This window comes from Flavobacterium pectinovorum (assembly GCF_006438875.1).
GTDB lineage: Bacteria > Bacteroidota > Bacteroidia > Flavobacteriales > Flavobacteriaceae > Flavobacterium > Flavobacterium pectinovorum_A.
In genome coordinates, this window is the sequence record NZ_RCZH01000011.1 from 135,480 (window position 1) to 152,352 (window position 16,873).

13 protein-coding genes are annotated in these 16,873 nt (G+C 34.1%); 10 read left to right on the forward strand and 3 right to left on the reverse strand.

The features are described from left to right. Positions 1-42: 42 nt before the first annotated feature. On the reverse strand, positions 43-420 hold the full coding sequence (locus EAH81_RS16905) for a GxxExxY protein (RefSeq protein WP_140509254.1): 378 nt from the start codon (positions 418-420) through the stop codon (positions 43-45). Between the two features lie 110 nt (positions 421-530). Further along, positions 531-3,167, reverse strand: a complete 2,637-nt coding sequence (alaS, locus tag EAH81_RS16910; protein WP_140509256.1) for an alanine--tRNA ligase — start codon at positions 3,165-3,167, stop codon at positions 531-533. 205 nt (positions 3,168-3,372) lie between these two features. On the opposite strand from alaS, the gene EAH81_RS16915 reads away from it, so the two are divergent. The 9 genes from EAH81_RS16915 (at position 3,373) to EAH81_RS16955 (ending at position 11,698) form a co-directional block, all read left to right on the forward strand. Further along, the gene (locus EAH81_RS16915) at positions 3,373-4,350 is read left to right on the forward strand and encodes a peptidoglycan DD-metalloendopeptidase family protein (protein ID WP_140509258.1); all 978 of its coding nucleotides are present in this window, start codon (positions 3,373-3,375) and stop codon (positions 4,348-4,350) included. A gap of 48 nt (positions 4,351-4,398) precedes the next feature. Continuing rightward, on the forward strand, positions 4,399-4,731 hold the full coding sequence (locus EAH81_RS16920) for a MerR family transcriptional regulator (protein WP_140509261.1): 333 nt from the start codon (positions 4,399-4,401) through the stop codon (positions 4,729-4,731). Positions 4,732-4,773: 42 nt separating this feature from the next. Next, positions 4,774-5,355, forward strand: coding sequence for a LemA family protein (locus EAH81_RS16925; RefSeq protein WP_140509263.1), 582 nt, complete (start codon positions 4,774-4,776; stop codon positions 5,353-5,355). A 90-nt stretch (positions 5,356-5,445) separates the two neighbouring features. Continuing rightward, positions 5,446-5,883 (forward strand): TPM domain-containing protein, encoded by a 438-nt coding sequence (locus EAH81_RS16930; protein WP_140509265.1) that lies wholly within the window; start codon positions 5,446-5,448, stop codon positions 5,881-5,883. A gap of 3 nt (positions 5,884-5,886) precedes the next feature. Continuing rightward, entirely contained in the window at positions 5,887-6,714 is an 828-nt protein-coding gene (locus EAH81_RS16935) for a TPM domain-containing protein (RefSeq protein ID WP_140509267.1), read from the forward strand. A gap of 55 nt (positions 6,715-6,769) precedes the next feature. Further along, positions 6,770-7,549 carry a tetratricopeptide repeat protein gene (locus EAH81_RS16940; protein WP_140509270.1) on the forward strand — a complete coding sequence of 260 codons (780 nt, stop codon included), beginning with the start codon at positions 6,770-6,772 and terminating at the stop codon, positions 7,547-7,549. A gap of 9 nt (positions 7,550-7,558) precedes the next feature. Beyond that, positions 7,559-7,972, forward strand: a complete 414-nt coding sequence (locus EAH81_RS16945) for an RrF2 family transcriptional regulator (RefSeq protein ID WP_099711089.1) — start codon at positions 7,559-7,561, stop codon at positions 7,970-7,972. A 248-nt stretch (positions 7,973-8,220) separates the two neighbouring features. Then, complete coding sequence (locus tag EAH81_RS16950) at positions 8,221-10,782, forward strand: TonB-dependent receptor (RefSeq protein ID WP_140509272.1); 2,562 nt, start codon at positions 8,221-8,223, stop codon at positions 10,780-10,782. A gap of 175 nt (positions 10,783-10,957) precedes the next feature. Beyond that, a complete protein-coding gene (locus EAH81_RS16955; protein WP_140509274.1) occupies positions 10,958-11,698 on the forward strand; it encodes a DUF2490 domain-containing protein in 741 nt (246 codons plus the stop codon). Positions 11,699-11,867: 169 nt separating this feature from the next. Here EAH81_RS16955 and EAH81_RS16960 read toward each other — a convergent pair whose 3' ends face one another. Beyond that, complete coding sequence (locus tag EAH81_RS16960) at positions 11,868-14,618, reverse strand: outer membrane beta-barrel protein (RefSeq protein WP_140509277.1); 2,751 nt, start codon at positions 14,616-14,618, stop codon at positions 11,868-11,870. Between the two features lie 325 nt (positions 14,619-14,943). Between EAH81_RS16960 and EAH81_RS16965 the strand changes: the two genes are divergently transcribed. Continuing rightward, on the forward strand, positions 14,944-16,821 hold the full coding sequence (locus tag EAH81_RS16965; protein ID WP_140509279.1) for a hypothetical protein: 1,878 nt from the start codon (positions 14,944-14,946) through the stop codon (positions 16,819-16,821). Positions 16,822-16,873: the final 52 nt, after the last annotated feature.

Consider the following 16,873-nt stretch of genomic DNA (forward strand, 5'->3'; position numbering starts at 1 on the left):
AAGTTTTTGACTTGATTATTTCACTATTTTTTTATGTATAATCTAAAGGTTATTGACAATCCGTGTAATACCAAACTTAATTAAAGGCACATTAAAATTTATCAGCAATCCTAATTTGATTTTTGTGATTTTTAAGTATGTCATAATTTGTTTAGCATGAACTTCTGTTATTTTTTCAATTGATTTTATTTCTAGAATTAATTTATTTTCAATAATTAGATCCGTTCGAAAACCAATATCAAGTTTTAATTCATCCCAAATAACGGGAAGTGTTTTTTGCCTTTCGACAAATAGCCCTTTTTTAGTTAATTCGTAATATAAAATTGCTTCATAAACCGATTCTAACAAACCGGGACCAAGTTTTACATGCATTTTGTAACAGATATCAACTACAATAGCTGAAAGTTCATTTTCGTTCATACTTAAAAATTAAAGTATAAACTTACAAAAATTAAATTACTTAAATAAAAAAGTCGCAAAGCATATAAAAACTTTGCGACTCTGCGTCTTTGCGCGAAATATAAAAAAACTTACTTCACGAAATCAACTGCGTGAGACAAAGCTTCCGCGATTCCTGCAGCATTTTTACCTTTTCCGGATGCGAAGAAAGGCTGTCCTCCTCCGTTTCCTTCAATATATTTTCCTAATTCTTTGATTACTGCGTTTGCATTTAAGCTTTTGCTTGCAACTAATTCTTTAGAGATATAACAGTGAATATTTGGCAAACCATCTTCTATAGAAGCTAAAAACACAAAAGAATCTGCTTTTGAAGCTCCTAAAGCCGAAGCTAAATCTTTCGTTGAAGCCATGCTTAAATCTACTTGTTTTGCAAGAAAATTTACTCCGTTAACTTGTTGGAAATCTTTCTCTAATTCCGTTTTTAATGCACCTACTTTTTCTTTAAGCAATTGCTCGATTTGTTTTTTCAACTTAGCATTATCATCTTGCAATGACACAACTGCTTTAATCGTATCCTGTGGATTTTTTAATGTTTCTTTTATTTCAGATAAAGTATTCTCCTGATTTTGATAGAAGTTTTTTACTGCATCTCCTGTAATCGCTTCAATACGACGAATTCCAGCCGCTACTGCACCTTCAGAGATGATTTTAAAATGCCAGATTTCTGCTGTATTTTTCACGTGGATTCCACCGCAAAGTTCTTTACTGTCACCAAATTCAATCATACGAACATTATCTCCGTATTTCTCTCCAAATAAGGCCATAGCACCTTTGTCTAATGCTTCTTTAATTGGAATATTTCTGTGTTCTACCAATTGCAATTGTGCTTCGATTTGTGCATTTACACTTGCTTCAACCTGACGTAATTCATCCTCTGAAACTTTAGAAAAATGCGAAAAGTCAAAACGCAAATAGTTCGGATTCACCAATGAACCTTTTTGCTCTACGTGAGTTCCAAGAAGGTTTCTCAAAGCCAAATGCATTAAGTGCGTAGCCGAGTGATTTTTAGAAGTTGAACTCCTTAAATCGGTATTTACTTTTGCTGTAAAACCAGCTTCAATATTTTCAGGTAATTGTTTTGCAAAATGCAAAATCAAATTGTTTTCTTTCTTCGTATCGATGATTTCGATCGTTTCGTTTGCAGAAACTAATGTTCCTTTATCTCCCACTTGTCCTCCACCTTCCGGATAGAATGGTGTATTATCTAAAACGATTTGATATAGAATTCCGTCTTTCTTAGAATCTACTTTACGAATTCTGGTAATTTTTACGTCGTTCTCTACTTTGTCATAACCAACAAATGTCTCTACGTTTCCTGGAATTAAAACTGTCCAATCTTCTGTTGAAACTTCTGATGCAGCGCGTGAACGATTTTTTTGTTCCTGCATTGATACATCAAATTCTCCTTCGTTAAGTGACATTCCTTTTTCTTTCAGAATCAAAGCCGTTAAATCTTTCGGGAAACCAAAAGTATCATACAATTCAAATGCTTTTGCTCCTGAAACTTCTGAACCTGTAGTTTGTGCAATTACATTATCTAACAATTGTAATCCCTGATCTAAAGTTCTTAAGAAAGAAGCTTCTTCTTCGCGAATTACATTCGTAACCAATTGTTGCTGCGATTTGATTTCCGGGAAAAATTCTCCCATTTGGTTTGCCAGAACTTCTACCAATTTATTGATGAAAGGTTCTTTTGTACCTAAAAATGTAAATCCGTAACGAATCGCACGACGCAAGATTCTACGAATTACATAACCAGCACCAGTGTTTGATGGCAATTGACCGTCAGCAATTGCAAAAGCAACGGCACGAACGTGATCAACCACAACGCGAATTGCGATATTGGTTTTATTTTGTTCTTCGCTGATGTTTTTTACTTCATCAGATGTATATTTTAAACCTGTAATTTGTTCTAACTTCTCGATAAGAGGCGTAAAAACGTCGGTATCATAATTTGATGTTTTACCTTGCAAAGCCATACACAAACGCTCAAATCCCATTCCGGTATCTACGTGTTGTGCCGGAAGTTTTTCAAGAGATCCGTCAGCTTTACGGTTGAATTCCATGAATACATTATTCCAGATTTCTACCACTTGCGGATGATCATTATTTACTAAACTTTTACCAGAAACTAGTGCTTTTTCTTCTTCTGTACGTAAATCAACGTGAATTTCAGAACAAGGTCCACATGGTCCCTGATCTCCCATTTCCCAGAAATTATCCTTTTTATTTCCAAGAATAATTCGGTCTTCATCGATTAATGTTTTCCAGATATCCCAAGCTTCCTGATCAAAAGGAACGTTATCTTCTTTGCTTCCTTCAAAAACAGAAACATAAAGATTTTCCTTTGGAATTTTATATACTTCTGTCAAAAGCTGCCAAGCCCAGTTGATCGCTTCTTTTTTGAAATAATCTCCAAAAGACCAGTTACCCAACATTTCGAACATCGTATGATGATAGGTATCAAAACCTACATCTTCAAGATCATTATGTTTACCGGAAACACGAAGACATTTTTGCGTATCGGCTATTCTTTTGCTTTTAGGTGTTCCGTTTCCTAAGAAATATTCTTTAAACTGGGCCATTCCCGAGTTATTAAACATTAAGGTTGGATCGTCTTTAAGCACAATAGGAGCCGACGGAACGATTAAGTGTCCGTTGCTTTTAAAAAAGTCTAAAAATTGTTTACGTACGTCTTGTGATTTCATATTTTAATTAAGAAAATGTATCTGTTGAAAATGTGACAATTAGAAAATGTAATAAATATGTTTATAATTAATTATCTAATTCCCGCGTTATCTAATTATCTAATTGTTTTTTATTCTTGAAAAAAAGCTTCGAACAACTGAAACATTTATTAAATTTGTTCGACTAACTTATTTTACAAGCTACAAAAATAGGGTATTTTAAAATATGGCGAAAGTAAAATATTATTACGACTCAGAAAATCTGGCTTATACAAAAATAAAAACCAGAAAAAGGATCAAAATTGGTTATGCATTGCTGTTTTTGGTGGCGTCTGCGCTGTTTGGTTTCTTTGTTTTTATACTTTTAATAAACACACCTTACTTTGAAACTCCAAAAGATCGTTTACAGACACGTGAAATTGAAAATTTGAAACTGCAATATGCAATTTTGAACAAAAAAATGGACGAAATTGACGATGTAACAGAAGCATTAGAAAATAGAGACAACAATATATACCGGGTTTATTTTAATAAAACTGAAATTCCGGATTCCATTAGAAAAGCAGGTTTTAGAGATCCTAATCGGTACAAAAAATTAGAAGGTTATAATAATTCACAATTAGTATTAAATACGACAAAACGAATTGACAGATTGTCTAAAGAATTAGCGATTCAATCGAAATCACTGGATGAAATTTTAAAATTGGCCAGTGTAAAAGGAAATTTATTACTGGCAATTCCGGCGATTCAACCTGTTCGAAATGAAAACTTAAAGCGAATGGCTTCGGGTTTTGGATATAGAACTGATCCTTTCACGAAAGTGCGAAAAATGCATAACGGAATGGATTTTACCGCTAATACAGGTTCTCCCGTGTATGCAACAGGCGATGGAGTTATAGAAAGAGCAGATGATGCAGCGTCAGGATTTGGAAATCATGTTGTGATCAGGCATGGTTTTGGATACGAGAGTTTGTATGCGCATTTAAGCAAATACAATTGCAGACCCGGACAACATGTCAAACGTGGCGATGTAATTGGGTATGTGGGAAGTACCGGAAGATCTGAAGGTCCGCATTGTCATTATGAAGTTCACAAAGACGGGAAAGTCGTAAATCCGCTGAATTTTTATTACGGAAATATGTCAGCTGTCGAATATGTCGCAATTTCGCAAATGGCAAATCAGGAAAATCAGTCATTAGATTAATACTGCAAAAAGTAGTATTTTTGGAATAAATAAAGAAAATAAAAAATCATGCATATTGAGCTTTCAAAAGATAAAAGATATTACAGCATTGGCGAAGTAGCCAAAGCTTTTAATGTCAATGCATCATTGATTCGTTTTTGGGACAGCGAATTTGACATTTTGAAACCTAAAAAAAATGCCAAAGGCAACAGAATGTTTACTCCTGACGATATTACAAACCTGCAATTGATCTATCATTTGGTCAAAGAAAGAGGTTTTACGCTTGAAGGTGCCAAAACACATTTGAAAGAGGGACAGAAGAAAACATTAGATAAATTCGAAATAATACGTAAATTAGAGACCATAAAAACACAATTAACCGAAATTAAGAACGAATTATAACTTTATAATAAAAATTAGAAATAAACTTAAATCAAAACTGATATGAAAAAATGGTTAATCCCCGTAGGAATTATTGTAGTACTTATTGTTATTATTGCTTTTTGGTCAATTGGAATTAAAAATACCGGTTTGCAAAAAAATCAGGCAGTTAATAAAGAATGGGGAAATGTGAGTACAACTTACCAAAGAAGAAATGATCTTATTGGGAATTTAGTTAACACTGTAAAAGGTGCAGCAGATTTTGAAAAATCAACTTTGACAGCTGTTATCGAAGCTCGTGCAAAAGCAACTTCTGTAACAATTGATCCAAGTAATGTAACTCCGGAACAATTAGCGCAATATAACCAGGCTCAAAGTGGCGTATCTTCATCTTTGTCCAGATTATTAGTTTCTGTTGAGCAATATCCAACATTAAAAGCAAACGAAAATTTCTTGAAATTACAAGATGAATTGGCTAGTACAGAAAATCAAATTCTAACTGCCAGAACTCGTTTTAACGAAGCGGTACAAGATTACAACGGTTATATTCTTGCTATTCCGAATAAATGGTTCTTAGATTATAAAGAAAAACCATATTTTGAAGCTGTTGCAGGTGCTGATAAACCAGTTGAAGTAAAATTCTAAGAAAGATTTAATATTTTTGATTAACGATTTTTAGGTTGTAGATGAATTCTGCGATCTAAAATCTGAAATCCAAACTCTAAAATAACTCGAATGTCAAAAGTAGAAGATTTTTTATCCAAAGAAGAAGAACAAGATATTGTTGAAGCTATTCGCGTGGCCGAAAAAAACACTTCTGGCGAAATTAGAGTACATATAGAACAAACAACTTCTAAAGTTCCTTTTGACAGGGCTTTAGAAGTTTTTTATGATTTAAAAATGGATGAAACCCAACTTCAAAATGGGGTTTTATTTTACTTTGCTGTTGCAGATAAAACTTTTGCAATTTGCGGGGACAAAGGCATAAATGATGTTGTAACATCCGATTTTTGGGACTCAACCAAAGAAAAAATGGTAGCACAATTTAAATCAGGAAATTTCAAACAAGGAATTGTTGATGGTATTTTAAGTGCCGGCGAACAATTACAAAAGAATTTCCCTTGGTTTGAAGGCGATACCAACGAATTATCAAACGAAATATCAAAAGGTTAAATGATGAAAAATTCCAAAAATAAAAGCTCAAATTCTAAAAGAATTTTTCAGTTTACCTTTTTACTACTAGCGTTTTTTACCTGTAATGGTATTTTTGCACAATTTACAATTCCGGAAAAACCAAGCCTGCAAACTTCTGTTTACGATTATGCAAATGTTTTAAGTGCATCTGAAAAAGCACAATTAGAAGAAAAACTAATTCGTTATTCAGATTCTACTACAACTCAAATTGTGGTCATCACCATTGAAAGCTTAAAAGGCGAAGATGTTAGCCAATTGGCAACAAAATGGGGACAAACCTGGGGAATTGGAGGAACTGCAAAAGATGATAATGGTGTTGTAATTTTGTTGGCAAAAAACGAGAAAAAAATTGCCATTAATCCAGGATATGGAGTCGAAGATCGTTTGACTGCAGGAATTGGTGGAACAATAATTAGAAATATTATTATTCCCGAATTCAAAGCAGGAAGTTTTTATAATGGTCTAGATAAAGGAACTGATGCTATAATAGATGTCTTTAAAGGAAAATTTAAAGGCGAACGCAAGCAAACCCAAGGAAAAAACTTTCCGATATTCCCTTTTATTGTAATTGTTGTAATTGTATTAATTTTGCTGTCCCGAAATAAAGGCGGCGGAGGAAATAATGGCAATAATGGCGGTGGAGGTCCTAGCCTGATGGATGTGATTCTTTTAAGTAGCCTTGGAAGAAGCGGCGGAGGCGGATTTGGCGGAGGTTTCGGTGGAGGATCGTCCGGAGGCGGTGGCGGAGGCTTCGGTGGAGGTTTTGGCGGCGGCGGATTCTCTGGTGGAGGTTCTAGCGGAGGCTGGTAGTTTTTTTAGTTTTCAGTCGCAGTTTTCAATTTTTGTATCAAGTTAAAATTCATTTATGAAAATTAGTTTTTATTTCTTTATTTTTTGTTCTTATTTCACGTCTTATTCACAAGAATTTTTTGACACTGATAGAGTTGAAAACAGTAAACAAATTGAAGAACTAAATAATTTTATCATTCAGGATCCAAGTGCTGAAAATTATTATTACAGAGGTTATAATAATTATTTAAATGAAAACTATGCAGAAGCATTATCAGATTATAATCAGGCGATTTCATTGACACCAAATGATTTTAATGTTTATTTCAGCAGAGGAAATCTAAATATAAAACTAAAGGATTATGAAAGCGCAATTGCCGATTTTTCAAAATGTATTTCATTAGATAAAAACTCGCAAAAGGCTTATTTTAACCGTGCATTTGCAGAGCGAAAAATATACAATCGTACGGGTGCAATAGATGATTACTCTAAAAGTATCGCTTTGAAGCCAGATAATTTATCAGCCTATCAAAATAGGGGATTATTAAAAAAAGAACTAAATTTACATAAAGAAGCAATAGCCGACTTTGATAAAGTAATCGCAATTGACCCAAAATCGATTGATGCTTTTCAAAATAGAGCTGTTTCAAAAGCAATGCTTCATTCAAAAGATGCTTTGGCAGATTTTGATACAGCCGTAAAATTGGCGCCTGAAAAGGCAGAAGGATATTTTAACAGGGCACTTTATTTTATTAATTTCAAAATAAAAGGAGATTATTGCTCAGATTTAAAAAAAGCTTTTAATTTTGGCTATTTACCGGCGCAGGAGTTACTAATAGATTATTGTAAAATTTAATACCAAAAGATGTTATCACATAAAGCAAAATACGCCCTTAAGGCCTTACTTTATTTAGCAGAACAAGACGAAAATCACATTTCTAAAACTATAGAAATTGCTGATGGAGCCAATATTCCTAAAAAGTTCTTAGAGCAAATTTTATTGGATCTAAAACGTGGTCGTTTTGTGAGCAGCAAGCAAGGAAAATTTGGTGGATATTATCTGATAAAATCTAAAAATGAAATTACTCTTGCAGAAATTCACCGATTATTTGACGGTGCAATTGCGCTTTTGCCATGTGCTTCTTTAAACTTTTATGAGCCTTGCTCCGACTGCAAAACTGAGGAAGAATGCAGTCTAAGACATGGTTTAATGCTTATTCGCGACGAAACTCTTAAAGCGATGCAAGGCATTACAATAGCCTCACTTATAAAAAAATAAAAAAATATTTTCTATTCCCTAGTAGATTGATAGAATTTATATATATTTGCAAAAAATAATTAACAAACCATTTACAAAATTTTAACCTATGAAAGTAAATTACAGTCCATCAGGTGTAACCAAAAATCTTTTGCAAAGAAAACAAAATCAATTCACTAGCGTGAAAAAAAATTCATTTATGATGTGTATGTGTTGGTAAAAAAAATTTTAATTTAAACTCTACTAATCACATATACTTAATATAAAAAATGAAAAATTCTATAAAAAATATACTTGCTTTATTATTCGTTTTAACTTTCTCTGTTTCATTTGCACAAACTGTTGAAGGTGTTGTTTCAACAAGCGAAAACATTCCACTTGAAGCTGCTAACATTGTTATTAAAGGAACAACTTCTAACACAACATCAGATCAAAACGGAAAATTTACTATTGATACAAGAGGAAAACTTCCTTTTACTATCCTAGTTCAATATGTAGGTTATAAAACTACGGAACTAGAATTTACTGCTTTTCCAACATCTGCATTAAATGTGACTCTTAATGAAGAGAACGCACTTGTTGAAGTGGTGGTTTCTTCAAGACGCCGTATAGAGAAAGTTCAGGATGTGCCTATCGCAATATCAGTTATTACTGGTAAACAAGCAGAACAAACGGGAGCTTTTAACGTAAACCGTATTAAAGAACTTGTTCCATCAGTACAACTTTACTCTTCAAATCCCAGAAATACCGGTATCAACATTCGTGGTCTTGGTTCTCCATTTGGACTTACAAATGACGGAATCGATCCTGGAGTTGGTTTCTACGTAGACGGCGTTTATTATGCTCGTCCTGCTGCTACAACTTTAGACTTTATTGATGTAGAACAAATCGAGGTTTTACGTGGACCACAAGGATCATTATTTGGTAAAAACACTACTTCGGGAGCGTTTAACATTACGACTCGCAAACCAAGTTTTACTTCTGGTGCTGACTTTGAGGTAAGCTACGGAAATTATAACTTTTTGCAAGCCAAAGCTTCGGTTACAGGAGCTTTGAGTTCAAAACTTGCAGGTCGTTTGTCATTTTCCGGCACACAACGTGACGGTTTAATTGATAATGTTGCTACAGGAAGACCTACAAACACCTTGAATAATCAGGGAATTAGAGGTCAGTTACTTTATACTCCTTCAGAAAATACAAATATTATATTAGCGGCTGATATTACAACACAGCGTCCTGACGGTTATGCACAAGTAGTTGCCGGAGTTGCTCCAACTAAAAGAGCCGCTTACCGCCAATTTGATGCCATTATTAAAGATTTGAATTATCAATTACCAAGCTTAAATGCTTTTGATCGTAAAATAGATCACGATACTCCATGGCGTTCAAATCAGGATATGGGAGGTTTATCTTTGAATATTGATACAAAAATTGGAGGTGGAACCCTTACTTCAACTACAGCTTGGAGATTCTGGAATTGGGATCCATCAAATGACAGGGATTTTACAGGATTACAAGTATTGGCAAAATCTCAAAATCCAACAAGACAAACTCAATTTACACAAGAAGTTCGCTACGCAGGTCAGCTTTCGTCTAAAATAAGCGGTGTTGTAGGTGTATTTTTTATCGACCAAACATCAAAAACAAATGGTACTGAAGAATCCGGTGATGCACAATGGAGATTTGCACAAAGTTCTACCAGTCCATTATGGAAAACTCCGGGACTTTTTGAAGGATACGGAATCAAAACTGATGCAAGTATCAGATCGTCCAGTGCTGCCGTTTTTGGGCAATTAGACTGGGCAATTACAGACCGTTTACATATTTTACCGGGTTTAAGATATAACTATGACAAGAAAGATGCAGATTATGCCCGTACAACATATGGTGGTCTACAAACTACTGATCCGGCATTATTGGCTTTGAAAAAATCAGTTTACTCAGATCAGTCTTTTACATCAAATACGGATAACACTGACTTTTCAGGAAATTTAACCTTGACTTATAAAGCTTCAGACAAAATCAACGCTTATGCAACTTATGCAAAAAGTTACAAACCGGTTGGTGTAAACGTAGCCGGGCTTCCAACAGATGCAAAAGGTCTGCCTTTATTAGATCTTGCGGTAATTAAGCCAGAGAAAGTAAATCATTATGAAATTGGAGTAAAAACATCTCCATTCAGAAACTCTGTTTTCAACTTAGCCTTCTTTAATACCGAAATTAAAGATTACCAAACAAACGTTCAGGCAGCAGAATTAGGTGTGAACCGCGGTTATCTTGCTAATGCGGATAAAGTACGTGTAAGAGGCGCCGAATTAGATGCAAGTTTTGTAGTTAACAGAAATCTAACGATAAATGGTGCGGCTACTTATACAGAAGGTACTTATGTGAAATTTACAAATGCACCGCTTCCATTAGAAGAAACCGGAACTACTGTTGGAGGAGTTCAGGTAGCTTATAAAGATGTTTCAGGAACAGATTTACCTGGTGTATCAAGATGGGCAGGATCTTTAGGCGGAGAACTTTCTGATGATGCAAAATTCTTTGGAAATTCCGGAAAAATATTCTTGGCAATTGATTCTTATGCACGTTCTGAATTTTCTTCAAGCCCTTCGGCTTCAAAATATTTAATCGTTCCGGGTTATGCTATTTTTAATGCCCGTTTAGGTTTCCGTGCTTCCGAAGGTTTATCTATTCATTTTTGGGGACGTAACCTTTTGAACAAAGATTATTATGAGCAATTATTGCCTGCCGGTGGAAACACAGGACAATATGCGGGTGTAATTGGTGATCAAAGAACATACGGAATCACTTTGAAATATAAGTTGTAAGCAGTTAGTTAATTTTTATATACATGAAACGAGGTAGGTTATTAAACTTATCTCGTTTTTTTTGGTTACAACGAAATCACAAAATAAGAGCTAAAACGAATTTAAAAATCCATTTACACTTCTATAGATAATTTCTGATTTGTATATATTCGCATCCTGAATTTATATCGATAAAATGAAATTTGTCAAAATACTGCTCATATTCGGCTTTATAAGTCCTTTTTTATCGGCACAAAATCTACAAAAAACAGATCAGCAAACCCTAACCTGGATTAGGTATTATAATATTTTCCCGCTTACTGAAAAATGGGCAATTCATTCTGAATTTGACAATCGCAGTTTTTTGAATCCTGTTCATGAAAATCTTTTTGTTCTTCGATTTCAAGGAAGATATCGCGTTCATAAAAACATCGATTTAGGCGCAGGTTTTGCCTACTTTAATGTGAATACACAAGATCCTAAAATTGATCCTGATTATTCCATTCCCGAATATCGAATTCAGCAAGATGTTACTTTTATTAATGATATTGCCAAAGTAACTTTTCACAACCGTTTTCAGCTTGAAGAACGCTTTACACAAAAAGCAAATAAAATAGAATTACTGGATGATTTTTATTTTGCTTTCCGATTTCGGTATAGATTACAGTCGACTTTTGATCTTTGGAAAAAAGACAAACGCAGTTTAAAAGGCACTATTTCTGATGAAGTTATGTTTAATTTCGGAAAAGACAATAAAAGAAACACTTTCGATCAAAACAGATTATACCTCGCATTACGGTATCACTTTAATCCAAATATTGGCTTAGAATTAGGGTATTTAAAAAGCTTTCAGCGACGTGCAAGTGGTGTAGATTTTTATGATCGGGATATTATTCGGTTTACGGTTTATCATAGGATTGAGAGGAGAATTAGATAATGTGGCAATTTGATAATGTGATAATTTGACTACTATTGTTAGACCTAACAGGTTTTAAAAACCTGTTAGGTCTGTATAAACATAAAAAAGATGCACTGCTGTGCATCTCTACGTTAAAACCTTTGCACCTTTGCACCTGAAAAACTTAGCACCTCAGAACCTCAGCACCTTAATTCCGCCTTTTCTTCGAACCTTTTTCGGCTGCAAAATTTCCTATTTTATAGGCTAGCGAAAACATTACGTATCGTTTTAAAACTGTGTTTTCTTCGTCCCTAATTGAGGTTGCCGAAATGGTTCTTGTAGCACTTTGATTTTGATTCAGTACATCATAAACTTTAATTTTTGCATATAACTTTTTCTCAAAAAATCCATACGACAAACTTGTATTCCAAAGGAAGAAATCTTTCTTGAAATCACCCGAAATATTAGAATTATAGGTATAACCAAAATCATTTCCGAAAATAAAATTTAACGGCCAATAATTAGTTGTCTGCAAATTGATTCTGTGGACCACATTTGAAGTCGCATCGCGCGTATAATTCTCATAATTGGTTTCATTATAGGTGAAACTGTATGATGGCGAAATCGAAAACAATTCGCCATATTCATAAGTCAAATAAACTCTTGGTGTAACAGCCGTTGACTTTGCGTTATATAAAACGGCATTTGTAAAACCTTTATCAAACGAATAACTTCCGTTGATTCCTAAACCATATCTCAAAACGTGCGCATCTCTTTTTAAGGATTGATTCCAATTTCCGCCAATTGAGGCGATGTAAGTTCCTGATATATTGGCGTAAGTGGTTGTTCTTTTTCCGCTATCGTCATAAACTGAAGTCGAAACAACATCATTGTTATAATAATCTGCTTTGATAAACATACTATAACCGGAACGTGTTCTAAAATCAAAGTTCTTAAAATCGATACCGGCACTATTCTTTTCTATCGGATTCAAATTTGGATTTCCGATTACGGTATTCAGCGGATTCATTAAATTAAGAACCGGCAATAATTGGGTTGCACTTGGAAGCGCGTTCGAATAATCAAATTTTAAAGTCAGATTTTTAGAACGGCTAAACTTATATCGTATTAAGGCATTTGCAAAAGGCAAAGCATATGTTTTATTCAAATCAGTCGAATTTCCTGCGTATAACGAATGATTATCATAATTAATAATAGAAGTTTTGGAAGTAAGATTAATTACTAATTTACTTTTTTTCAAAGTAATTCCCACGTTCGGACTTACTGAATTTTGCTGCGAACTAATATAATTCGTCAACGATAAATTCAAATCTGAATACGATTCTGTAGCCGCATCAAAATCAAAAGTTTTTTGATCGTTTATTGTTTTCGACCAGTCAAAATCAGTACCAAATCTAGCTTTTAACGAATCTGTAATAGGCTCTGTATATTCCAAATCTAAAGAATAAGAATCTGAACTGGTATTATTTTTACTGTTTTGATTTCGGTCGTCGTTTGGTTTGCTGTCCTGATAAAAAATCGTTTGAGAGAGATTCAGTGCATTCGAATCGTTTCTGCTGTTATTATTATTAAAAACCACACTTAGATTACGAGATTCTTTTTTGAATGTTTTATTGAAATTAATCGTATTGATAAAACTATTATTTGTGCTTTCGCTTTTAGATTCCGATTTGCTTTCGTTCAATGCCTGTCCGTTTTCATCCTCAGATGCCGTACTTGATTTTGAATCACCATTTGTTCTGGTTTGATTGAAAGTCGGCGCAATATAAATATGAGTTGTTGGATTAATTCTGTAATCTAACTCTAAATTGACTTTGTTTCCCGTATTTTCATTTCTTGTTTTTGAATCTGATGCCGTTAGAATATTTCCGGTTGGCAAAAAGTTCTCCTGATTTGATTTACTGTCGTTATTATTAATCGAGTTCGAGAAATTATAACTGGTCGTAACATCTAATTTTTTAGACCATGCATCAAAATAATTAATTCCTGCCATATTAGATTGCGTAATTCCTTTTCCTCCACCGGAACTTTGGTTGACGTTCTTACTATTTCTCCCGCCGCCCATACTATCAAATACATCATCCATAGAAAAACCTGTCGAATTGATATTATTAGACGATGCCAAAACACTAATTTTTTGCTGATCTTTGAAAAAATTCAGCATCAAACTGCTTTCGTAACGATCATCAGAACCATATCCGCCAAGGATTTTCCCAAAGAAACCTTTATTTTTCTTTTCGTCAATCGTCAAATTTATAGTCGAATTATCAGAAGTCGATTCTTGTTTGGCAAGTTCTTCTTTCTTGGTTTTAAAATCTGAAACCTGAACTTTTTTGATAATATCGGCTGGCAGATTTTTTAGAATCAAAGCACCATCTTTATCAAAAAATGTTTTTCCGTTGACCAAAAACTGTGTTACTTCCCTTCCGTTTACGGTAACTTTTCCATCATTATCCACATCAACGCCAGGCAATTGTTTCAATAAAGCTTCGACATTGGCATCCGGACGAACTTTATACGAAGCCGCATTAAATTCCAGGGTATCTTTTTTAATTGTGATTGGCGGTGCTTCTGTCTTAATAACAACATTGTTTAAGGCATTTACACTTTCTAATAAATATAATTTTCCGAAATCTTTACTTTCCAAAATTCCTTTTTGCTCCTCAACCAAAGGCTGATAACCCATATAATTCACTTTTAGAAAAACAGGTTTCTCTATTTTTTTAGTATTTATTCTAAAAACGCCATTTTTATCCGTTGTTGCATATTCAATAACGGTCGAATCTTTAACAGTCGAGAAATAAACGGTAGCCATTTCCAGAGGAAGCTGTGTATTGATATCAATGATGGTTCCTTTTATAACAATATCATTGCTTTGGGCATTTGCCGAAGAAAAAAGAAGAAGAAAAAACAATAAATAAGCGAAAGATTTGGTCATAAGAAATGGTTAGTTATAGCATTAAGACTAACAAAGGATCGAAAGGTTTAACGTCGTATTTGAATTTTTATTAGGTTTTTTATCTCAAAAATTAGTCCACAACTCCGGCAATCATTTTTTATTTTGATTTTTATCTCCTAAAAACGTCTGTAAAAAGGGGAAAATAACCCTGACAAAAACAGTATATAACCTTACTTCTATCTTATAAAAATACAAAACCTTTGCGATGTAGAATTTATAGGACACAAAGATTTATAAAGATTCTGAAAAGACATCTTAGAAAACCAAAAAAGAAATTAGTGAAGACTATTAAAACCAAATTACCATGAAAAATATTTTTAAAGGTTCCTTACGAGGATATGTATGCGAAGATTGTATTGAAGATATATCTGAAGTTGAAATTCTCTTCTATCTTCCATACAGAAGAGAAACTCGCACAGAGGATCAGGTTACAAATGCAAAAGAAGCGTTTCATTTTGTATCAAAAGACGAAGCAAAACAAAGACAAGATTTATTTATTGGCAAAACCAAAACGGATGCCAAAGGCAATTTTGAATTTGCAATCGATGAAAGACATTTAAATTCTGATATAGATATAGATTTTGTTTGCGGAACAGTTCCTCCCAAATTTCCAAAACCAAAAAGAGAAGAGGTAGTACAGTTTCACATCACCACGTTATCAATGCGTTCAGAACTTGAACAACAAGTTGAAAACCAAGATTACAGATGGGAATATGCCATTGCCTACAAATGGTGGTGTTATATTAGAGGTCACTTTTTTGATGCCTGGGTTATTTGCGGACATTTAATGAATTGCAAAACGGGTAAACCTATCGCTAATGCAAAAGTTACTGCAATGGATGCCGATTTTCTAACGGATGACAATTTAGGATCTGATACAACAGATGCAAACGGACATTTTAGAATCGATTATTCGTCTGTAGATTTCAAGAAAACCTTTTTATCACCTTGGTTCAATATAGAAACTGATCCCAATTTCCTTTCTTTTCAAAGTGGTCCTGATGTATATTTCAAAGCTGAATTAGGCGGAATAAAATTGGTAGATGAAACCAAAGCAGATGCACGCAAAAATGTAGGCTATTGTCTATGTGTCAATTTATGCTCAGATATAGCCGTGATAGATCCTGTAGATCCTTTCCCAAGTGCCTGGACAGGAATTGGAAACGCTTTTAGTTCATCATTCGGAACTGATCCAGGAGATTTTGATGCTGAAGGCTATGCAGGTTCCGGAAAAAATGTTTTATTTTCAACCATCCGTTTAACGGGACAAGCCGCTTTAAAATCAGCAGCCGGACATCCTATCGAATATCGTTTTTCAGTGAGTGATACCACATTTGCAAATGACAATACAGTTGACGTTCCTCCGGCAGCAAGCTTTACAAAAATTGTTGGATTGCATCCTAATTTATTTGTTCCAGGCGTGGTTTCAAAATTGATTCGTAAAGTTTTTTCTCTTATTCACAATCAAATTACGGTGTACAGCGACCAAAGTGATTTTGATACTGAAGGCTGGTTTGATGTAAATCACGCCATTGAAAGAGCATTGATAAATGCTGGTTTAACAGCTGCTGATTTAGCTCTTTATAATCTTATTGAAGAAGATACACTTATCAGTATGAATACCGCGGCGCTCACCAGCGCACCAAATGTTCCTGATATTTTTGGTCCCGGACAAGATATTCCCGATGCAAATAATATTGGAATCGAAAAATTCTCCATTCGTTTTGAAATCAGGGAAGTAATCAATAAACCTGCCAACCAATTTGGACCATTATCAGGCGGAAAAATATTGAACTCTGTTATTATGAACAACAACCCTATCTATAGAAAATTGTCTGTAAAAGAGTTGGAAGAAAGTACCCTTTGTTCTCCAATTAATGGTGTAATACATGCAAAATACACCTTATATCATCCTTATTTAGCATCTGGCCGTTTGCACTTAAATAGCAATAGTCCTGCTATAGACAGAGATGTTTTAGACGGAGTAATCGATTCAGTATTACTTAAAAGAATAAATAACGATTCACCTCTAAATGCGCCACCAAGCAATAATAATCTAAAACGCTGTACTTACAGTCTGAAATTATATTCTTCTACCAGAAAACACGATGGAGATTATGGTGATTCTGACGGAGGTTCACCTCTAGAACAACTTTTTTTCTATGATGAAAATCAAGTCTAGAAAATAATGTAAACAAAAAAAGCAACATTTCAAACTTTGAAATGTTGCTTTT